Consider the following 18,216-nt stretch of genomic DNA (forward strand, 5'->3'; position numbering starts at 1 on the left):
TCAAATCCTCCCAGCCCCCCAGACCCGTGTCAAATTGACCCGAACCAGTCTGACCAGCAGAAATCGAACACCACCCCGTTCCCAGGGCAACCCCTCTAACTTACTCCAGCACTCGCCCCGTGTCAACCGGGCTGGTCGCGGACATGATGATCCGCTCACTGGTCAGGCTAGGAAGGTGGCCCTCGGCAGGACCGACGATCACGTCGTCCTCGCGGGCTTGGTGAACTCTATGCAGAGCCTCGGGAACCGTCAAATCAATGGATTGCCCGTTCCAGACAGGTGTTCTCGACCCGGCCAGGGTAGGTAGAGGCCGTGCTCGATCAACCCGTGCCCAGAGCGGTCATCGTCCTGCTGGGGATCGCCGCCGCGGTGATCGTCCTGTTCGGGATGCGCGAGGTGTCGTCCATTCTCGGCCCGATCATCCTGGCTCTCGTGCTGGTCATCGCCGTCGCGCCGGTGCGTGACTGGCTGGGCCGCCTTGGCGCTCCCACCTGGCTCCAGGTGGCGGTGCCGTTCCTGATCGTGTTGCTCGTGCTGCTGGCCATGGTCGCGGTGCTGACGATCTCGGCCGTGCAACTCGCCTCTCTGCTCCCGACGTACACCGATCAGTTTCAGCAGTTGCTGATCGACGCCCGGGACTTCGCCACCAGCCATGGCATCAGCAACGAGCAGATCAACAAGTCCCTGGAGACGCTCGACCCCAGCCGGATCCTGGGGATCGCGCAGACCCTGTTGTCGAGCACGCTGGGCGTGGTGTCCAGTCTCTTCCTGATCGTGGTGCTGCTGCTCGCGATGTGCCTGGACGCGCCCTCGACGTCCAGGATCCTGTCGACCGGCCAAGGCAGGAAGCCGCAGCTGGTGACCGCGCTCGCCACGTTCGCGCACAAGACGCGGCGCTATCTGATCGTCTCCACGATCTTCGGTCTGATCTGCTCAGCGCTGGACGTGGTGGCCCTGTCGTTTCTGAACGTGCCGCTGCCGCTGCTCTGGGGTGTCCTCGCCCTGATCACCAACTACATCCCCAACATCGGCTTCGTTCTCGGACTCATCCCGCCCGCGATGCTCGCCCTGCTCGACCACGGCCCCAAGCAGATGCTGCTGGTGATCGCCGCGTACGTCATCATCAATGTCGTGATCCAGTCGTTCATCCAGCCGAAGTTCCTCGGTGACGCGGTGGGGCTGTCGACCACGATGACGTTCATCTCACTGATCGTCTGGGCGTTCGTCCTCGGCCCGCTCGGCGCTCTGCTGGCGATCCCGCTGAGCCTGCTCACCCGCGCGTTGCTGATCGACAGCGACCCCCGCGCGAAGTGGGCGGCCGCTCTCATATCCGGCGGCCCGCCCGCGGACGCTAGGCCGTCAGACGGCGCGGCGACACCCCACTCAGCCTCCTGACCTCGTGAGACAGGTGCGCCTGATCGGTGTAACCCGAGATCAACGCCACCTCGGTGAGAGGGACCCCGGATCGGGCGAGCCGCAGAGCACGCTGGAACCGGACGATCCGCTGCAACGTCTTCGGTGAGTAGCCGAAGCCGGCCACGCTCCGGCGATGGAGCTGCCGCTCGCTGTAGCCGAGCCGCCGGGCGACCTCGTGGACCGGCGACCCCGAGCGCAGCGCGGCCACGATGGCCGGAGCCGCCGGGTCGGATGGTGAGGTCTGCCGGAGCCGGACGGTGATCGCCGCCCGCATGGCACGCAGACGTTCCTCCGGGATCTCCGCCGCGAGCTCGGGGAACGCGTCGAGGTCGGCCAGGGGGACCCGCTGGTCGCGCAGCCAGTGGACCGGCACACCGAACACCTCGCCGGCGGCGCCCGGCTTGAAGCGGATGCCGCTGAACGTGTCTCCCGCGCGCATCGAGGTGGGCATCGGGCCGGTGTCGGGGCCGGCCACGAAGGGCCCGTCAGGCCCCCAGATGAGGTCGACGCATCCGTCGGGAACCACCAGCTGGGTCATGTCGGTCTCGGCGACCTGGTGCCACTCACAGGCGACGCGCTCGGCGAGCCACGGCGCGGGTGGCCGTTCCTCGTACATGCCTCCACGCTATGCGAGCCCACCGACAGAACCGCGGCGGGCCCGCTCAGCCTGACAGGCGGCCGTAGTCGCGCAAGGTCTTCAGCCGCTCCACCGTCACGTGGCCGCCCCACTCGTGCTCGACCAGCGGGGTCCACATCGGCCAGTTGCCGGTCCAGCCGCCCTCCGGGGACTGGGTGGCCAGGAGCGCGTCCAGGTGCCGGTCCAGGGTCTCGGCCTCGAACAGCGGCAGCCGGAGCGGCGACGGCGCGAAGTCCAGCGGGAAGTGCGCATCGCCGGGGGTGTCGGGGTCGAACGCCACGGTCGCCAGGATGGCGTCGCGGAGCCTGCCGAACTCCGCCTCGGCCCGGCCGCGGTCCGGGACCCGGTCCAGGAACGCGACGATCGCCCGCGCCTCGTACGGGCTGGTCTGGCGCACGTTCGCGATGGCCGTCCAGCAGAACTCGGTCGCGGGGCCGAGCCACGGGTGGACGATGCCGTGCTCGTGCAGCAGCCCCGCGATCGAGGCGGTCGGGATCAGGTTGCCCGGCGGGTCGTCGGCGGTCTCCCACCAGGGGGCTCGGAGGGTGTCGCGCACGCTGGGCAGCACGAACGGCACGCCGCCGTCGTCAGCGGTCACCGACCGCAGGTAGTCGCAGGCCGCCGGCACCATGGGGTCGGAGAAGGCGTCGAGCTCGTCCAGGATCCAGAACGCCATCTCGACCGGCTCGGGCTGGCTGCCGACGCCGCGCAGGTCGGGTTCGAGGGCGTTGCCGAACCCGCCGTCGGAGTTCTGGTAGCAGCGCAGCGCGGCCAGCACCCGCTCCCGTGACCCGCCGGCGAACAGCGCCTCGAATCGGAGCCTGTCGAGCAGCCGCCCGTGCGCCTGCAGGTATCTCTCGGCTCGGTCTCGTGTGTCCATGGCCGCGAAGGTAGCCGACGAGGGGCGGAGATCTCTTGTCGGAATCGGACACGCGGCTCGCCGTCGAGAGGGTCTGTCCGGAGAGTTCGGCGCCGCCTCGTTCGCTGGGCGCCGGTCCAGGCGATGTCGCGAGGGCCGCGGTTTAATGCGTTGCCCGGTGTCCTCGCCGCTGCCTAGCCTGTCCGGCATGTACCACCATCAAATGACCTACTTCATGCGTCTGCGGCACAGCCGGGCTCTGGCCCGCTAGCGGACGCGTTCAAGAGGTAAGGCGTCCGCAGGCGCGCCCAGGGCCCTTCGAGAGCTCCATTCATCTCGAGGACCCGGAAGGGCAGCTGTGGCGCAGAATTTCGCGCACGGAAACTATTCGCACACCCAGGGCAAGGCCGCCAGGAACAGCGGCGCCCGCACATCCCGTGATCAAGCCAGGCGCGTCCTGTCGCAGAACTTCCTGGTCGACGGGCGGGCCCTGGACCTGGTGGTCAAGGCGGCGGCCCCGGACGGGCTGGTGCTCGAGCCAGGTTCGGGTGAGGGCGCGCTGACCAGGGCGCTGGCCGAGGCCGGAGCGCGGGTCGTCGGCTACGAGATCGACCCGAGACTGGCCGGACGGCTCGCCTCACAGACCCGCGACGATCCCCGGATCGACGTGGTCAGGGGCGATTTCGCGGCCGCCCGGCCACCGCGTGAGCCGTTCGCGGTGGTCGGCAACATCCCCTACTCGGCGACGTCGAAGATCGTGCGCTGGTGTCTGCGGGCTCCGGCGCTCACCTCGGCGACGCTGGTGACGCAGGTGGAGTACGCCCGCAAGCGCACCGGCGACTACGGCCGCTGGAGCCTGGTGACGGTGGAGTCGTGGCCGTGGTTCGACTGGCGGCTGGGCGACCGGATCGGCAGGGAGAGCTTCCGGCCGGTGCCGTCGGTCGACTCGGCGATCCTGCGGATCGAGCGCCGCCCGGAGCCGCTGGTCGGCTCGCGCCGTGACTACCAGCGGCTGGTCGAGCTGGGGTTCGGCGGGGTGGGCGGGTCGCTGCGCGCCTCGCTCAGGACCAGGTACGAGGGAGTGGACGCGGCCCTGGCCGCCGCCGGCATCGCTCGCGGGGCCGTGGTGGGCCACGTCCATCCCGACCAGTGGCTCGTCCTGTCGGACCGGCTACTTCGCTGACGGCTCGGGCGTCTGGACGGGCGGGGCGAGGCGTGGGGCCGCCGGATCGCGGCGGCCCCACGGCATGGCCAGCACCAGCAACGGCAGCAGCACGATCGACGCGCGGGACCAGTCGGCGTGCAGCGCCCACCAGGTATCGGTGTCGAACTGCGTCATGTAGATGTAGCCGTACGCCGCCCAGAACGAGACGCCGATGATCGCCGGCCAGGCGAACCTGGTGGGCCGGGCGATCAGGAACGGCATGAACCACAGGAGGTACTGGGCGCCGAGCCGTGGGGTGACGACCATGAAGACCAGCAGGATGGCCGTGGTCATGTCGATCGGGTCGGCGCGCCGCCAGATCAGCACCACGGCTATGACGCAGAGGTAGATGAGGTTGGTGCCGAACGACGCCAGGTCGGCCCGCAAGGCCCAGTCGCCGCCGGTGAAGTGGGGAGTCCAGCCCCATTCGCCGACGATCGGCCGGATGTCGCGGATGGTGTCGATGACGTCGGGGATCTGGTCGATCCGGGTGCCCGCGAAGATCGGCAGCGTGGCCAGGAAGAACAGGGGCACCAGGCCGGTGGTGAAGAGCGCCACGATCCTGGACCGCAGGTGTGGCAGGAGCAGCAGCATGCCGGGGATCAGCCAGATCGGCCAGCTCTTCGCGCACAGGGCCAGGCCCATGAGCAGACCGGCCAGCGCGGCGCGCTTCAGGTCGGCCCGGTCGGTGGGGCCGGGCAGCAGGGCCCGGTGCAGCATGCCGCCGGGGCCGACCACCCGGTGCAGCGCGGTGCGCCAGCCGTAGGCCGCCATGCCCCGCCGCACCTTGGCGACGACGTCGGTCGTGACGCCGACGCGGTCGGGTGAGCCGGGGCCGCGCGCCACCACGAAGGCGGCCACGCCGAAGACCAGCGCGACGGGCTCGACCTGGCCGTGGATGGAGGCGACGAGCAGGGCGAGCGGGTTGAGGGCGTACTGCAGGGCGCGCAGTGACGCCTTGGGGCCGCCGGCCAGTTTGGCCACCAGCGGGATCAGCAGGATGTCGGCGACCACGGTGACCAGCCGGCCGGCGTATTCCCAGGGGATGCCGAACCAGAGCAGGATCCCGTAGACGTAGGGGATCGTCGGCAGGAAGTGCCAGCCGCCCTCGCTGGCCAGCACGGGGTCCTCGCCGTTGAGCACGGCCTCGCCCGCCGGCCGGAAGCTCTCGACGAAGTCGACGGGCTGCCAGGAGTCGTTGGCCGCGGTGAACAGCAACAACACGCGTACGGCCACCCCCACCAGGATGGCGACGAGGAGAGGTGGTCTCCAGTCGCGCCACTGGGCAATCAGGGCGAATACGACTCCGGCAACGAGGACAATCCCCGTGAGAACTGCGTAATCCATGGCGGGACTAGCCTGCCGTACTCCTCTGGATGCTGCGACTTCGCCTGGTGATTCTTATCCCCGACATGGCGGGTCGTACCGCGATAGACCATCACCCTCTGTGCTGAACTTTTCCCATGGGGGGATCGCACGTCAACCAGGCACTGGTCAGGCTCTATTTCGAGGTGAAAGTCGGGCTACGCGACCCGGTCGCCGCCTGGGCGAAACTCACAGGAAACTCGCAGTTGTACCAGCGGGCTCGCGGGGAACGCCGGGTCCCGCTCGACGACGGCACGGCGGCCGAGCTGACCGCCGCCGCGATCGTGCACACGGCCGCCGAGCACGGCGCCGACCGGGTGGCGGCGCTGGCCACGTCGCCGCTGGCCGGGCTGGTCGGTGACCTCGGCGGCGCGGTGCTCACCGAGCAGCCGAGCGCCCCGCTGCAGATGCTGGGGCGGGACTTCAGCGGGCCGAAGGCCGACGACTGGGCGCGCGCCGCGCACGTGATGCTGTGGGGCGAGAACAACCGGCTCTCCCGCACGCCCGACACGCCCTGGGTGATCGCGGGGCGCTACAAGGGCCAGAAGGTGGTCGCGATCGGCCCGCATCCGACGCGGTTGTCCGACGAGACGCTGGTGGTGCGGCCCGGTACGGACGGCGCGCTGGCGATGGCCATGGGCCACGTGCTGCTCAAGGAGTTCTTCCTGGACCGGCCGGCGTTCGCCTCGCACGCGATGCGGCGCACCGACCTGCCGTTGCTGGTGCGGCTGCGCGAGCGCGGCGGCGGCTTCGTGGCCGACGGCGTGGTGGGGCGGCCCGCGGAGCGGCTGAGCGTGTACGGCGGCGACGCGGTCGAGGTGCTGCTGCCCCGCTTCGACGACGGCCCTGGGGTGCTTAACCGGGGCGTGCCGGTGGTGCGCGACGGCGAACACCTGGCCACGACGGTGTACGACCTGCTGCTCGCGGCGTACGGGGTGGTCCGCGACGGGCTTCCCGGCTGCTGGCCCGGCGACTACGACGACCGGCGCGAGCCGTACACGCCGGCCTGGCAGGAGGCGCTGACGGGGGTGCCGGCCGGGCGCACGATCAAGGCGGCGCGGGAGCTGGGGGCCACCGCCGAGCAGACCGGCGGGCGATGCGTGATCGTGCCCGGACGGCTGGAGACGGCGCACGCCGACACCGCCTACCGGGCGATGCTGGCGCTGCTGGTGCTGACCGGCTGCGGGAACGGCTGGGCGCAGCCGGGCGGCGGGACCGGCGTGCCGCTGGTGCCGTACCTGTGCCTGCACGCGGGCGGCGAGGACGAGGCGAACGTGGGCCGGCTGTGCTGGCCGCTGGCCGACGGGGTGCTCAGCGGGCGCACGCCGCGGTCGGTGCTGCTGGAGGCGGTGCGCGACGGGCTGCCGATGGCGCCCTCGCCGCGGGTGCTGGCGATCCCCCGGCCGATCTATCCGATGCCGCCCGAGGTCGAGCTGCTGATCGGCCCGGACGACCTGTGCGATCTGGCCCCGCCGGACGCCCGGCTGGTGGCCGACGCGGTGGCCAAGCTGGCGGTGGACCACGTGGAGTGCGCCCCGGCGGAGACCGGCGGGCCGTCCGCCGAGGCGCTGCCCGCCGAGAGGCGGATGCGGCTGCTGGTGGATCACGCGTGGACGCACGAGTACGGGGAGGCCCTGCCGACGTACCGGCCGCCGGGCCCGGGCCTCCCCGTCAAACCGACTCAGCTGGTCGTGCTGAGGTAGTCCGCGCGGTCATCGTCCGGCTAGAAGCCGGCGGTGATCCTGGTGAACTCCCACTCGCCCTGGGAGATGCCGCTGCAGTTGGAGACCACGCCCCCGCCGGGGCAGGAGCGGTCGCGGTTGACGGACCAGTAGGCGAGCCTGGTCAGGCCTCTGGCCTTGGCCCAGTCCCTGATCTGGGTCCAGGTGGCCGGGGTGGTCAGCTCCTGCTGGTCGGACAGGCCGTTCATGCCGGAGATGCCCATCCGGGCGTACGCCTGGGCGTCCGTCCAGCCGAAGGCGTTCTTCAGGGCGTTCTTCAGGCCCTCCGAGGCGTTGACGGTGTCCTGGTAGATGTTGGAGCTGCCGAAGTCGAACGGCATGATCGTGTAGTTGTCGATCGGCACGCCGAGCGCCTTCGACTGGTTGATCAGCCGGATGCCGTGCGCGTTGGGGCCGCTCGTGGTGGTGCCGAAGGTGACGACGACCTTCACGTTCGGGTTGTTCTGCTTGACGATCTTGAGGCCGTTGAGGATGCGGTCCTGGACGGTGTAGTTCTCGAACTCGTCGGTGTTCTCGATGTCGAAGTCGACCACGGCGGGGCCGACGGCGTTGATGACCTGCTGGACGGCGCCGGCGAAGGCCGCCGGAGTGGCGCAGTTGGGGCCGAGCTTGTTGCCCTGCCAGCCGCCGAACGAGATCTGCACGCTGCCGCCCGCGTTCTTGATCGCGGAGATGGCCTGCGCGTCGGCGCCGCCGGTCAGCGGTCGCTGGCCGTCCCAGGCGGGGGTGCAGCCGCCGCTGGACAGGATGAACGCCATGGTGAACGACTTCACGCCGGTCGCGCTCATCACGCTCGCGGGCGCGGGCGGGTTGCCCCAGCCCATGTAGAGGTAGGGCGCGCCGGGCATCTTGTCGCCTCCGCCGCCCGTGCACCCGCTGGTCGTGCCGGTCACCTGCCCGCTGGCCGCCGACTCGCCCGCCGAGTTGTACGCCCTGACGGTGTAGGTGTGCGTGGTGCAGGTGCCCAGTGAGCCGATCGACGCCGAGGTGCCGGTGACGGTGGCCCGCACGGTGCCGCCCTCGTAGACGCGGTAGCCGGTGACGGTGCCCGACGAGCCGCCCCACGACAGGGAGATCGAGCTGTTGGTGGTGCCCGTCACGGTGGGAGTGCCGGGTGTGGAGGGGACACCGGGGTTCTGGCCGCCGCTGACGACCTTCCACAGGGCGGGCACGTTGGGCGGCTCCCAGCCGGGCTGGGAGGTGTGGCTCTGGACGCACTCGTAGTCGACGCCGTTGTAGGTGACGCGGGTGCCGGCCGTGTAGGAGGTCCAGGCCTGCCACTGGGGCGCGGCGAAGACCACCGCGCTGTGCGCGACCGGTGCGCCGGTGACGAGTCCGGCTCCGATCATGGCCAGGGCGGCGGCCAAGGCGAGGAACATGCGACGAAATCTCATGGCATTCCCTGGGGGGTGCGGGGTCCGGGATGATGGCGTGCCGCACGGCCCGCGCCGGGGGGTGAGAACGCGGGCCGTGCCGGCCCGCTTCCCGGGGAGCGGGCCGTCCGAGGGCAGCCGGTGGGCTTTTCTTTAGGAAAGTTTCCTAAGAGTTGTTGCGATGGTAGCCCTGACAGCGAATCCTGACAAGACCCAAACAGACGCCAGGAGGCCGCCCGCCGGATGCGGCGGACGGCCTCCTTCGTCGTTTCGTCGTGCGGAAGGGATCTACTGGGTGATGCGCACGTCGTCGACGCCCGCCTCCACCAGGGAGGCGCCCGACGCGTCGGCGGCGTCGATCAGGATGCGGATCGTCTGACCCGCGTAGGCGCTCAGGCTCGCCGTGGCCACGCTCCAGGCGCCGTTGCGGTTGGACGCCGCCCCGGCCTGCTGGAACACGGTCGTCGTGGTGTTGCCCACCACCCTGACCCTGAGGTAGTCGGCGCTGGAGGAGTTGGAGCCGTGCGCGAGATACCACGACAGCGACAGGCTCGGCGACCCTCCGGCGGGCAGCGTGATGGGCGGCGACTGGATCGAGGTGACGCCGCCGTCGATGTCGTACGTCCCGGCCGAGGAGCCCGCCAGGCGGCCCGTCACCAGGTCGTTGCTGCCGCTGACCGTGGTGCCGAGCTGCTTGGCCCCGGAAGAGGTGGTCGCCTCGGGGTCACCGCGCTCCCACTGCCCGGAGGTCGCGGTGTCGGTGCCGCTCGGGTTGACGGTCCAGCCTGTGGCGGTCTCGAAGGTGTCGGAGTAGACGGTCACGGGCGGGGTGCCGGTGCCGCAGTACTGCGACTCCTTGCCGATGATCCGGTAGACGCAGTCGGAGTATTCGAGGAAGCGGAGCACGGCCTCCCTGTTGCGCGTGGTCTGCGGGGCGATCTGCTCGTCGGGCGGGTAGAAGCCCGGACTGGCGCCCACCGGGTACATCTCGAACGTGAAGCTGAAGATCTTGTACGCGCCCCACAGCCAGTCGTCGATGGTGCCGTCGGTGATGTAGAGGTCGCTGGCCTGCTCGGGCGTGTAGTTGTTGGTCGACGCCATGTTCTGGCCCAGGGTGGCGTGCGCGTCCCGGTCGTCCTGGGTCAGGCCCGGCGCGGTGTCGTTGAACGTGTAGCCGTACGGCCACAGGATCAGCTCGCTGTAGGTGTGCCAGTCGATGTGCGACTTGAGCTGCTGGACGCCGCCGACCACCCGGCCGCGCACCCAGTTGGCCACGGCCTTGACCTCGGGCGCCGACTCGGCCGACGCGCCGCGGTAGGTCTCGCTCGACGTCGACCCCGAGGAGCCGCCGCAGCAGCCCCAGTTGTAGGCCCAGTTGCGGTTGAGGTCGGTGCCGACCGCGGACGAGCCGCTGTTGGGCTGGCGGTTCTTGCGCCAGGAGCGGTAGCTGCCGGTGGCGATGTCGTACTCGCCGCCGTCGGGGTTGAGGTCCGGCATGATCCAGATCTCCCGGCTGTTGACCAGGTTGGTGATCCGGGTGTCGGTGCCGTAGTTGTCGGCCAGCAGGTGCATGATGTACAGCGCCATCTCGACCGTGAGGTGCTCGCGGGCGTGCTGGTGCGCCGTGAAGAGGACCTCGGGCTCCGCCTCGTCGGTGCCCACGTTGTCGCTGATCTTGACGCCGATCAGCTGCCTGCCCTCGTACGACGTGCCGTACACGAACTTGCTCGCGATGGAGGGACGGGCGGCGACGAGCGCGTTGATGTTCGCCGTCATCTCCGCGTAGTTGTGGTAGGCCGAGTCCGCCGGCGGGAAGTCAAAGGTCCCGACACCGGACGGGGGTAACGGGCGCGGCACCTCCGAGACCCGGTAGCCGAGCTTCTTGATCGCGGAGACCTCGGCTTCCGTGGCGGTGACGAGGACCGAGCCCTGCGCCACCTCGTCGATCGCGGCGCCCGTCGCGGCCACGGCGCTGCGTTGCTGGGCGTTGGCCGGCCCCTCCACCCGATACGACTTGTTCGGCGGTGGTTCGGCAGAGGCTCCCGCCCCGGTGATGCCGGTCAGGCTGATCAGCCCCAGGACGGCCAGCAGGATGACCCATCGATGTCGCACCCTGTCCTCCTCAGGCACGTGGGCTAGATGTTGACACGTGCCTGAACCGAGAGTGAGGACCTTCCTGGTGCCGGGAAAGACCCAATTCTCCCCTCGGTCTTCCTGTCCAGGTCGGGACCTTTCGTCCGATTTAGCCCCAGGCCGGAACCACGGATTTCCGGACGACCAAGGTCGCGGTCATCGGCTCCCGGGAGAGCGGCGGGCAGGCGCTCCCGGCTATCGTGACTTGTCATCACTTCTCCGGGAGCTACCAGCATGTTCTTCGGTATCACCGACGTCTGGACGTACATCGCCGGCGCGTTCTTCATCATCCTGCTGCCGGGCCCGAATTCGGTGTACGTGCTCAGCCTCGCCGCGCAGCAGGGCGTCCGCCAGGGCTACCGGGCCGCCGCGGGCGTGTTCGTCGGTGACACCGTGCTCATGGCGCTCGCCGCGGCGGGGGCGGCCTCGCTGCTGCGGTCGAACCCGGTGCTGTTCACGATCGTGAAGTACGCGGGCGCCGGGTATCTGGCGTGGATCGGCTTCCAGATGATCCGCGGCGCCTGGCGGGCGTGGCGCGCCGAGCCGCCGGCCGGCGAGACCTCCGGGCCGCCGGTCGTCTCCCGGCATCCGCGGCCGTTCCGCAAGGCGCTCACGATCAGTCTGCTCAATCCGAAGGCGATCCTGTTCTTCGTCTCGTTCTTCATCCAGTTCGTCGACCCGGGCTACGCCACGCCGGCGCTGTCGTTCCTCATCCTGGGGGCGATCATCCAGATCTTCAGCGCTCTCTACCTGACGGCTCTGATCTTCGGCGGCACCTTCCTGGCCCGCCAGTTCCGCTCGCGCCGCCGCCTGAGCGCCGGGCTCACCTCGGGGGTGGGCGCGGTGTTCCTCGGCTTCGGGGCCAAGCTCGCCACCACGTCGCTGAGCTGAGCCGGAGCCGCGGGTCGCGGAGGCCAAGGATCGCCCGGTGCGGAAGTCGTACGGGATGTGTGGTGATTTGTCCGGGTATACCGACTCTGTTGGAGCGTGCCGAAAGAGACAGTGGCCCCGCGATCCGTCAGGTACGGTAAGCCAGCGGTGCACCGCCACCCGCGCCGGGGTGACCTTGAGGTAACCCCGAGCGGTCCATCCGGCAAGCCTGGTCCTCCGAAGCCCGGGTAGTCGCCGGTCATCGACCTATCTGCGGAGTAGCCTTGAACCATTCCCCGGTGACCCTGCCACGCCTCAGCACGCTCGCGCGTCAGGCGATCCCTCGGCTGCTCGAAGGAGTGGTGGCGCCGCTCGCCGTCTTCTACGCGGCCCTCGCGGTGCTGGGGCTCACCGGCGCGCTGATCGCGGCCGTCTCCTGGGTCTACCTGGGGGTGGCGTGGCGGCTGATCAGAGGAATCCGGGTGCCGGCCACGATGATCCTGGCCGCGATCGCGATCACCGCCCGGGCGGCCGTGGGGTTCTGGACCGGGAGCTGGGTGGTCTACTTCATCCAGCCCGAGCTCGGCACGATCTGCATCAGCATGGCCTTCCTGGCCTCGGTGCGGCTGAACCGGCCGCTCGTGCAGAAGCTCACGCTCGACTACATCCACCTGCCCTCGGCCGTGCTCCGGCACGAGCGGGTGCGCAGGTTCTTCGCCAGGATCACGCTGCTGTGGGCGTTCGTGCTGCTGGCCAACTCGACGGTGAGCATCTGGCTGGCTCTGCACCAGTCGCTCGGCACCTTCATGCTGCTGCGGACGTCGGCCGTGGCCGTGATCAGCGGGCTGGCGATCACCTTCTCGATCTTCGCCTTCAAGCGGCTGCTGCGCCGCCTGCACGTGGCCCACGCCTGAGCGCTTCACCGGCCGCGCGTCTCCTCCATCACGCGTCTCCTCCGCGCGTCTCCTCTGCCGTCTCCTCTGCGCGGTGGAGGTAGGGCACAATCCCCCGCCACGGTAGGGCCAGCCCCACCGCGAATGCGGATACGTGCACTCCTGTGCTCGGCCTGTCCGTCCGGTTTGATCGAACATGTCACCGGCGGTCGAGGTGCGGACCCTGACGAGGTTCTGGGGGTGCGATCAGCGGGATTCCCCGGGGTCACAGGGTGCGAGCCCTGATCCCTCTCGGGGATGGCTCCGCGTTCGACCGGGGGTGTCCCCGATGTCGTACGGCATCGCGCGCCTACAGGCTGTGCAGTGCGCCCCCAACGATCGGAGTTCCCTCTTATGTCGCACGCCGTCCTGGACCTGGTCCAGCAGGCGATGTCGTCGCCCTGGCTGTACGTGGCGTTGTTCGCGCTGGCCCTGCTCGACGGGTTCTTTCCGATCGTGCCCGCCGAGACGGCCGTGATCACCGCCGGGGTGTTCGCCGCCTCCGGGGAGACGAACCTGGCGCTGGTGATGCTCGTGTCCGCCCTCGGCGCGTTCGCGGGTGACCACGTCTCCTATCTGATCGGCGACAGGTCGGCGGGCAGGCTGCGCGAGCGCGGGCCGTTCGTCTGGGCGCGGAACACGCTGGCCGTACGGGGCGGGCAGATCCTCGTGGTGGCCCGCTACATCCCGGGCGGGCGCACCGCCACCACCATGACCATGGGCGCCGTGCGGTATCCGCTGCGCTCGTTCACCTTCTTCGACGCGATCGCCGCCTCCTCGTGGGCGGTGTACTCCGGCCTGATCGGGTTCTTCGGCGGGATGGCCTTCGAGAACGACCCCCTCAAGGGGCTGCTGCTCGGCCTCGGTGTCGCGCTGTCCGTCACGGGGGTCGTCGAGGCCGTGCGCTGGATCCGGCGGCGACGCGGCGCCACGCAGGCTTCTCCTGAGCGCCTCCCAGCGGACACGTCCATTTGACCCCGCCCGGGCACCATCCAGCTGAGAGGAGTCGGAATGACCGCGCTGGCCGCGCTGATCGCACTGGTCGGATCGCTGTTCTTCGCGCTCGGGGCCGCCCTGCAGCAGCACGAGGCGGCCGGCACCACGGCGGGGCTGCGTGCGCTGCTGCGCAGGCCGCGCTGGCTGGTCGGGGGGGCGTCCATCCTGGCCGGCGGCGGCCTGCACATCGTCGCTCTCGGGCTGGGCCCGCTGACCGTCGTGCAGCCCATGGGCGTGGCCAGCCTCCTCTTCGCGCTGCCCATCGCTGCCGCGCTGCACGACCGCAGGCCCTCGCGCGGTGAGCTGGCCGCGGCCGGCGTGGTGGCGGCCGGGCTGATCGGCCTGGTGCTGCTGGTGCCGGAGTCGGACGGGCCGACCCACCTCGCTCCGGCGGGGGTGGTCACGCTGCTGGCCGTCTCCGGCGCCGCGGCGGTGCTGCTGTGGGCGGGCTCGAAGGTCGCCTCGGCTACCGGCCGGGCCGCGCTGCTCGCCACCGGCTCGGGCGTGCTGTACGGCGCCACCGCCACGCTCGTGCGGGTGCTGGTGGACGGCACCTGGAACTGGTGGTACCTGCTGGCCCTGCCGGTGCCCGCGCTGCTGGCGCTGGCGATGCTGCAGCGGGCCTACGCCGTCGGCCACTTCGGCGTCTCGTTCGCCTCGCTGCAGATCGCCGACCCGCTCACCGCGGTCGCGTTCGGCGCGCTGCTGCTCGGCGAGCCGCTGCCGACGGGGGTCGTCCCGATCGCCGCCGCGGCGCTGGCCGCGGCGGGGACCGTCGCGCTGGCCAGGACCACCCCGCTGGAGGCTCGCCACTGACCTGCCCCGCCCGCCCCCGATCCCCTTCCTGACCGCGTCCCGGCCCTTCGGCCGACGCCCCCGAACTTGGAGTCCTCCCCATGGCCATGCCGCTGCACAGCACCGTCGCCGACGTCCCGGACCTCGCGCCCGTCCCCTCGCGTCCGCGCCGGGTGCTGATCTCCACCGACACCTACCCGCCCGACGTGAACGGCGCCGCCTACTTCACCCACCGCCTGGCCACGGGCCTGGCCGGCCGGGGCAACGAGGTGCACGTCATCTGCCAGTCGGACGAGGGACCCGCTGCCGCCGAGGTGGTCGAAGGCGTGATCGTGCACCGGCTGCGCTCGGCGCCGCTGCTCGTCCACCCCACCATGCGGGTCGCGGTCCCGGCCCGGCTGGACCGCCTGGTCTCGGCCATCGCCCCCGACGTGCTGCACGCCCAGGGCCACTTCGTGGTCGGCCGGGCCGCCATCGCCGCCGCCCGGCGGCGCGGGGTGCCGGTGGTGGCGACCAACCACTTCATGCCGGACAACCTCTTCCAGTTCGGCCACATCCCCGACCGGCTGAGGGCACGGGCCGGCCGGCTGGCCTGGCGCGACTTCAACCGGATCTTCAGCCGCGCGGACCGTGTCACCACGCCCACGCCGCTGGCCGCCGAACTGCTCCGCCACCAGGGCTTCACCCGCGAGGTGGAGCCGGTCTCGTGCGGCATCGACCTGGCCAGGTTCCGCCCGCACGCCGAGCCCAAGGCGTGGGCGCGCAAGCTGTTCGGGCTGCCCGACCGTCCCACCGTGCTGTTCGTCGGCCGCCTCGACGAGGAGAAGCGCCTCACGGAGCTGCTGCGGGCGCTGCCGTACGTGCTCAACGACACCGACGCCCAGGTCGCGATCGTCGGGCAGGGCAGTCAGCGGGCCGAACTGGAACGACTGGCCACGCGGATCGGGATCGGCGAGCGGGTGTCCTTCCTCGGTTTCGTGGCCGACGAGAACATGCCCCAGGCGTTCGCCGCCGCCGACGTCTTCGCCATGCCGGGCGTGGCCGAGCTGCAGAGCATCGCCACCCTGGAGGCGATGGCCAGCGGCCTGCCGGTGGTCGCGGCCGACGCGATGGCGCTGCCGCACCTGGTGGACGGCAACGGCTATCTGTTCGAGCCCGGCGACGTGATGGGGCTGGCCGGCCACCTCACCGCCATCCTGACCGACGACGAGCTGCGCGCCCGTCTCGGCCGGGCCAGCCGCGAGCTCGCCCTGACGCACGACCACCAGACCTCTCTCGCCCGGTTCGAGCGGATCTACGATGAGGTGACGCGATGACCCCCAGAAGCACCGGCTGGGCCACCGTACTCAGCGCCCTGGCCGCCGTGGCCTGCCTCACCTACACGGAGGTGACGCTGCCCGGGCAGACGCTGATCAGCGATTACGCCCTCCTTCCCGGTGGCATGGTCCCCGTGCTGATCGGCATGCTGGCCCTCGCGGCCGCCTGCCTGTTCCTCGCCTACGGCTTGGCGGCCCGTGAGCCCGCCCGCACCGCCGCCACGCGGGTGCTGCTGCTGGCCACCGCCGCGGGTCTGATGCTGAGCGCGCTCTTCCCCACCGACCCCGCCTTCTCGGAGGTCAACTCGCTGGGCGGCGAGATCCACCGGTGGTCGGCCGCCGTCGTCTTCACCGCGCTGCCCGTCGCCGGGTGGACCCTGGCCAGGGCGCGCGAGGTCATGCCGCGCTGGAACCTGGTCAGGGCCGTCAGCCTGACGTCCGCGCTGACGCTGGCCGCCTATCTGGCCGCGCATCCGGCCTCGTTCGTCTCGTCCCTGATCAACGGCGGCGCCTACTACGGGCTGCTCGAACGCGGACTCGTGCTGGCGGAGATCGGGCTGATCGTGGTCATGGCGCTGACCTCCGCGCGGGCCCGCCCGGCCGCCCCCGTCGCCGCCGCGCCCGAGCGCCGGACCGAGCGGTCTGAACGTTCTCTCGCCGCCTGACATGCTTCGACGGGGGACGAAGGGATTCCGTCCTAGCGTGGGCCACATGGTCATCACACGTCACGACGAGGCCGTCGCGGTCCTCTCCGACCCCCGTTACGTGCCGCCGCCCGTGCGGCGGGGGGCGGCGCCGTACACGCTGGGCTGGCTGCGGGAGCGGGTCTCCAGGTTCAGCAGCGGGCAGGTGCACGCGGAACGGCGGCGGACGCTGGCCGAACGGCTGGCCGCGATCGACCCGGCCGCGCTGCGACGGGCCGCCCGTGACGCGACCGTGGCGCGCGGCGGATCCTGGGAGGGGGTTCCCACGGCCGTGCTCGGCGCGGCGCTCGGGGCTTCCGTCCCCGTGCCGCTGGTCGAGGCGGTGGCGGCCGGCTACCTGTCCGGCGAGGAGAGCCCTGACGCGGACGCCGCGGTCACCTCGCTGCTCTCCCTCCTGACCGGCGACCGCCTCAGCGCCGGCCACCACACCACCGACCACCCCGTCACCTGCGTCCTCGGCGCAGGCCGCCTCAGCGCCGAGGACGCAGGTCAGGACCACGGCGGTGGGGACGGCGACGTTGGGAACGGGGACGTTGGGAACGGGGACTTTGGGGACGCGGTTGCCGTGCTGACGCTCCTGCTCCAGGCGCACGCCGCCACGGAGGGCCTGATCCGCAACGCCCTGGCCCACGCCTCCGCCGGAAACCGCGCGACCGGTCACCCTGGTGGAGATCACCGGCACCAGGAGTCCGCTTCCGGGCCGACGGACCGGGGCGTCGATGGGCTGCTGCACGAGACGTTGCGGCACGATCCTCCGCTCCAGGTCACGCGCAGGATCGACCGGGTGACCGGGGACGAGGTGGTGATCGACCTGGTGGCCGCGAACCGGGATCCCGGGGTGTTCGCCGATCCCGGGCGGTTCGACGGCTCGCGGGGGCCGACGCCGCATCTGACGTTCGGCGCCGGGGTGCGGCCCTGCCCTGGCTCGGCGCACGCCTTCGCACTGGCGGCCGGGGTGCTCGACGCCCGACTGGGGGCCGGGGCTGATACAGCCGGGTTGGATGCGGCGGGGATCGATGCGACCAGGATCGATGCGGCCGGGATCGATGCGACCGGGATCGGTGGATCGGAATCAATGCGGCCGGGATCGGTGCGGTCGGGTTCGAGGGATCGGTGATGGTGTGAGATTTCGTGATCTGCATCGGCCAGGCGACCCGTTGCTGCTGCCCAACGCCTGGGACTACGGCTCGGCGGCGATGCTGGCGGCCCACGGGTTCGCGGCGATCGGGACCACGAGTCTCGGCGTGGCCGCCGCGCACGGCAAGCCCGACGCGGCGGGCGCCACGAAGGCCGAGACGATCGAGCTGGCCGGAAAACTCACGGGCCTCGGCGTGCCGATCACCGTGGACGTCGAGGGCGGCTTCAGCGACGACCCGGCCGAGGTGTCCGATCTGGTCGCGGCGCTGGCCGCGCTGGGTGTGGCGGGCGTCAACCTGGAGGACGGCCGTCCCGACGGGACGTTGCGCCCGATCGAGACGCAGCGCGAGATCATCGAGGCCGCGCTGGGCCACGGCGTGTTCGTCAACGCCCGCACGGACACGTGCTGGCTGGGGACCGGCGACACGCGGGAGCGGGTGAGCGCGTACGGGCACGCCGACGGCGTCTTCGTGCCCGGTCTGACCGAGCTGAAGGAGATCGCCGGGGTGGTGGAGAGCACGTCGCTGCCGGTCAACGTGCTGTACCAGCCGGATGGGCCGACGCTGGCGGAGCTGGCCGGGGCCGGGGTGGCCAGGGTGAGCACCGGGTCGCTGTTGTACCGGGCCTCGCTGCGGGGCGCGCTGACCGCCGTGCTCGCCGTACGGGGTGGGGATGCGCCACCGATACCGACCTATGGCGAGATCGCCGCGATCCTGCCTCAGCCACGATAATCGGGG

Annotated in this window: 16 protein-coding genes; 11 read left to right on the top strand and 5 right to left on the bottom strand. The window is 71.0% G+C overall.

All coding sequences use genetic code 11. The annotated features are described in order from the left end of the window. Window positions 1-312 precede the first annotated feature (312 nt). Window positions 313-1,395, top strand: coding sequence for an AI-2E family transporter (locus IEY82_RS16785; protein ID WP_225264243.1), 1,083 nt, complete (start codon window positions 313-315; stop codon window positions 1,393-1,395). Here the strand turns inward: IEY82_RS16785 and IEY82_RS16790 are convergent. Continuing rightward, window positions 1,352-2,032 carry a helix-turn-helix domain-containing protein gene (locus tag IEY82_RS16790; protein ID WP_189125071.1) on the bottom strand — a complete coding sequence of 227 codons (681 nt, stop codon included), beginning with the start codon at window positions 2,030-2,032 and terminating at the stop codon, window positions 1,352-1,354. The genes IEY82_RS16785 and IEY82_RS16790 overlap by 44 nt on opposite strands. Window positions 2,033-2,078: 46 nt before the next feature. Then, entirely contained in the window at window positions 2,079-2,933 is an 855-nt protein-coding gene (locus IEY82_RS16795) for a hypothetical protein (protein ID WP_189125072.1), read from the bottom strand. Between the two features lie 436 nt (window positions 2,934-3,369). Between IEY82_RS16795 and erm the strand changes: the two genes are divergently transcribed. Then, window positions 3,370-4,095: an ErmE/ErmH/ErmO/ErmR family 23S rRNA (adenine(2058)-N(6))-methyltransferase gene (erm, locus tag IEY82_RS16800; protein ID WP_372459760.1), complete on the top strand. Its 726-nt coding sequence runs from the start codon at window positions 3,370-3,372 to the stop codon at window positions 4,093-4,095. On the opposite strand, the gene IEY82_RS16805 is transcribed toward erm, so the two are convergent. After that, window positions 4,084-5,352 (bottom strand): putative hexosyltransferase, encoded by a 1,269-nt coding sequence (locus IEY82_RS16805; RefSeq protein ID WP_225264242.1) that lies wholly within the window; start codon window positions 5,350-5,352, stop codon window positions 4,084-4,086. The genes erm and IEY82_RS16805 overlap by 12 nt on opposite strands. 227 nt (window positions 5,353-5,579) lie before the next feature. Here IEY82_RS16805 and IEY82_RS16810 point away from each other — a divergent pair, with 227 nt between their 5' ends. After that, window positions 5,580-7,184: a molybdopterin-dependent oxidoreductase gene (locus IEY82_RS16810; RefSeq protein WP_189125075.1), complete on the top strand. Its 1,605-nt coding sequence runs from the start codon at window positions 5,580-5,582 to the stop codon at window positions 7,182-7,184. A 20-nt stretch (window positions 7,185-7,204) separates the two neighbouring features. Here the strand turns inward: IEY82_RS16810 and IEY82_RS16815 are convergent, their stop codons facing one another. Both IEY82_RS16815 and IEY82_RS16820 read right to left on the bottom strand, forming a co-directional pair. Next, on the bottom strand, window positions 7,205-8,602 hold the full coding sequence (locus tag IEY82_RS16815) for a carbohydrate-binding protein (protein WP_225264241.1): 1,398 nt from the start codon (window positions 8,600-8,602) through the stop codon (window positions 7,205-7,207). Window positions 8,603-8,884: 282 nt separating this feature from the next. After that, on the bottom strand, window positions 8,885-10,708 hold the full coding sequence (locus IEY82_RS16820; protein WP_189125077.1) for a M14 family metallopeptidase: 1,824 nt from the start codon (window positions 10,706-10,708) through the stop codon (window positions 8,885-8,887). Between the two features lie 255 nt (window positions 10,709-10,963). Here IEY82_RS16820 and leuE point away from each other — a divergent pair, with 255 nt between their 5' ends. The 8 genes from leuE (at window position 10,964) to IEY82_RS16860 (ending at window position 18,210) form a co-directional block, all read left to right on the top strand. Next, a complete protein-coding gene (gene leuE, locus IEY82_RS16825; RefSeq protein ID WP_189125078.1) occupies window positions 10,964-11,620 on the top strand; it encodes a leucine efflux protein LeuE in 657 nt (218 codons plus the stop codon). A 278-nt stretch (window positions 11,621-11,898) separates the two neighbouring features. Beyond that, window positions 11,899-12,513: a VC0807 family protein gene (locus tag IEY82_RS16830; RefSeq protein WP_225264240.1), complete on the top strand. Its 615-nt coding sequence runs from the start codon at window positions 11,899-11,901 to the stop codon at window positions 12,511-12,513. A gap of 372 nt (window positions 12,514-12,885) precedes the next feature. Then, a complete protein-coding gene (locus tag IEY82_RS16835; RefSeq protein WP_189125080.1) occupies window positions 12,886-13,506 on the top strand; it encodes a DedA family protein in 621 nt (206 codons plus the stop codon). 36 nt (window positions 13,507-13,542) lie between these two features. Beyond that, the gene (locus IEY82_RS16840) at window positions 13,543-14,343 is read left to right on the top strand and encodes a DMT family transporter (protein WP_189125081.1); all 801 of its coding nucleotides are present in this window, start codon (window positions 13,543-13,545) and stop codon (window positions 14,341-14,343) included. An 80-nt stretch (window positions 14,344-14,423) separates the two neighbouring features. Further along, on the top strand, window positions 14,424-15,638 hold the full coding sequence (locus tag IEY82_RS16845; RefSeq protein WP_189125082.1) for a glycosyltransferase: 1,215 nt from the start codon (window positions 14,424-14,426) through the stop codon (window positions 15,636-15,638). Beyond that, a complete protein-coding gene (locus IEY82_RS16850; RefSeq protein WP_189125083.1) occupies window positions 15,635-16,303 on the top strand; it encodes a DUF998 domain-containing protein in 669 nt (222 codons plus the stop codon). Before IEY82_RS16845 ends, IEY82_RS16850 begins: the two co-directional genes overlap by 4 nt. A 46-nt stretch (window positions 16,304-16,349) precedes the next feature. Then, the gene (locus IEY82_RS16855) at window positions 16,350-17,459 is read left to right on the top strand and encodes a cytochrome P450 family protein (RefSeq protein ID WP_189125084.1); all 1,110 of its coding nucleotides are present in this window, start codon (window positions 16,350-16,352) and stop codon (window positions 17,457-17,459) included. 4 nt (window positions 17,460-17,463) lie between these two features. Then, a complete protein-coding gene (locus tag IEY82_RS16860) occupies window positions 17,464-18,210 on the top strand; it encodes an isocitrate lyase/PEP mutase family protein (protein WP_189125085.1) in 747 nt (248 codons plus the stop codon). Window positions 18,211-18,216 lie beyond the last annotated feature (6 nt).

This window comes from Nonomuraea cavernae (genome assembly GCF_014646355.1).
Lineage (GTDB): Bacteria > Actinomycetota > Actinomycetes > Streptosporangiales > Streptosporangiaceae > Nonomuraea > Nonomuraea cavernae.

What these genes read in the sequence shown, in the direction of transcription:
- IEY82_RS16790 (WP_189125071.1), bottom strand. Translation starts at nt 2,032, where the DNA reads ATGTACGAGGAACGGCCACCCGCGCCGTGGCTCGCCGAGCGCGTCGCC.
- IEY82_RS16855 (WP_189125084.1), top strand. Translation starts at nt 16,350, where the DNA reads ATGGTCATCACACGTCACGACGAGGCCGTCGCGGTCCTCTCCGACCCC.
- IEY82_RS16815 (WP_225264241.1), bottom strand. Translation starts at nt 8,602, where the DNA reads ATGTTCCTCGCCTTGGCCGCCGCCCTGGCCATGATCGGAGCCGGACTC.
- IEY82_RS16810 (WP_189125075.1), top strand. Translation starts at nt 5,580, where the DNA reads ATGGGGGGATCGCACGTCAACCAGGCACTGGTCAGGCTCTATTTCGAG.
- leuE (WP_189125078.1), top strand. Translation starts at nt 10,964, where the DNA reads ATGTTCTTCGGTATCACCGACGTCTGGACGTACATCGCCGGCGCGTTC.
- IEY82_RS16835 (WP_189125080.1), top strand. Translation starts at nt 12,886, where the DNA reads ATGTCGCACGCCGTCCTGGACCTGGTCCAGCAGGCGATGTCGTCGCCC.
- IEY82_RS16850 (WP_189125083.1), top strand. Translation starts at nt 15,635, where the DNA reads ATGACCCCCAGAAGCACCGGCTGGGCCACCGTACTCAGCGCCCTGGCC.
- IEY82_RS16845 (WP_189125082.1), top strand. Translation starts at nt 14,424, where the DNA reads ATGGCCATGCCGCTGCACAGCACCGTCGCCGACGTCCCGGACCTCGCG.
- IEY82_RS16840 (WP_189125081.1), top strand. Translation starts at nt 13,543, where the DNA reads ATGACCGCGCTGGCCGCGCTGATCGCACTGGTCGGATCGCTGTTCTTC.
- IEY82_RS16795 (WP_189125072.1), bottom strand. Translation starts at nt 2,933, where the DNA reads ATGGACACACGAGACCGAGCCGAGAGATACCTGCAGGCGCACGGGCGG.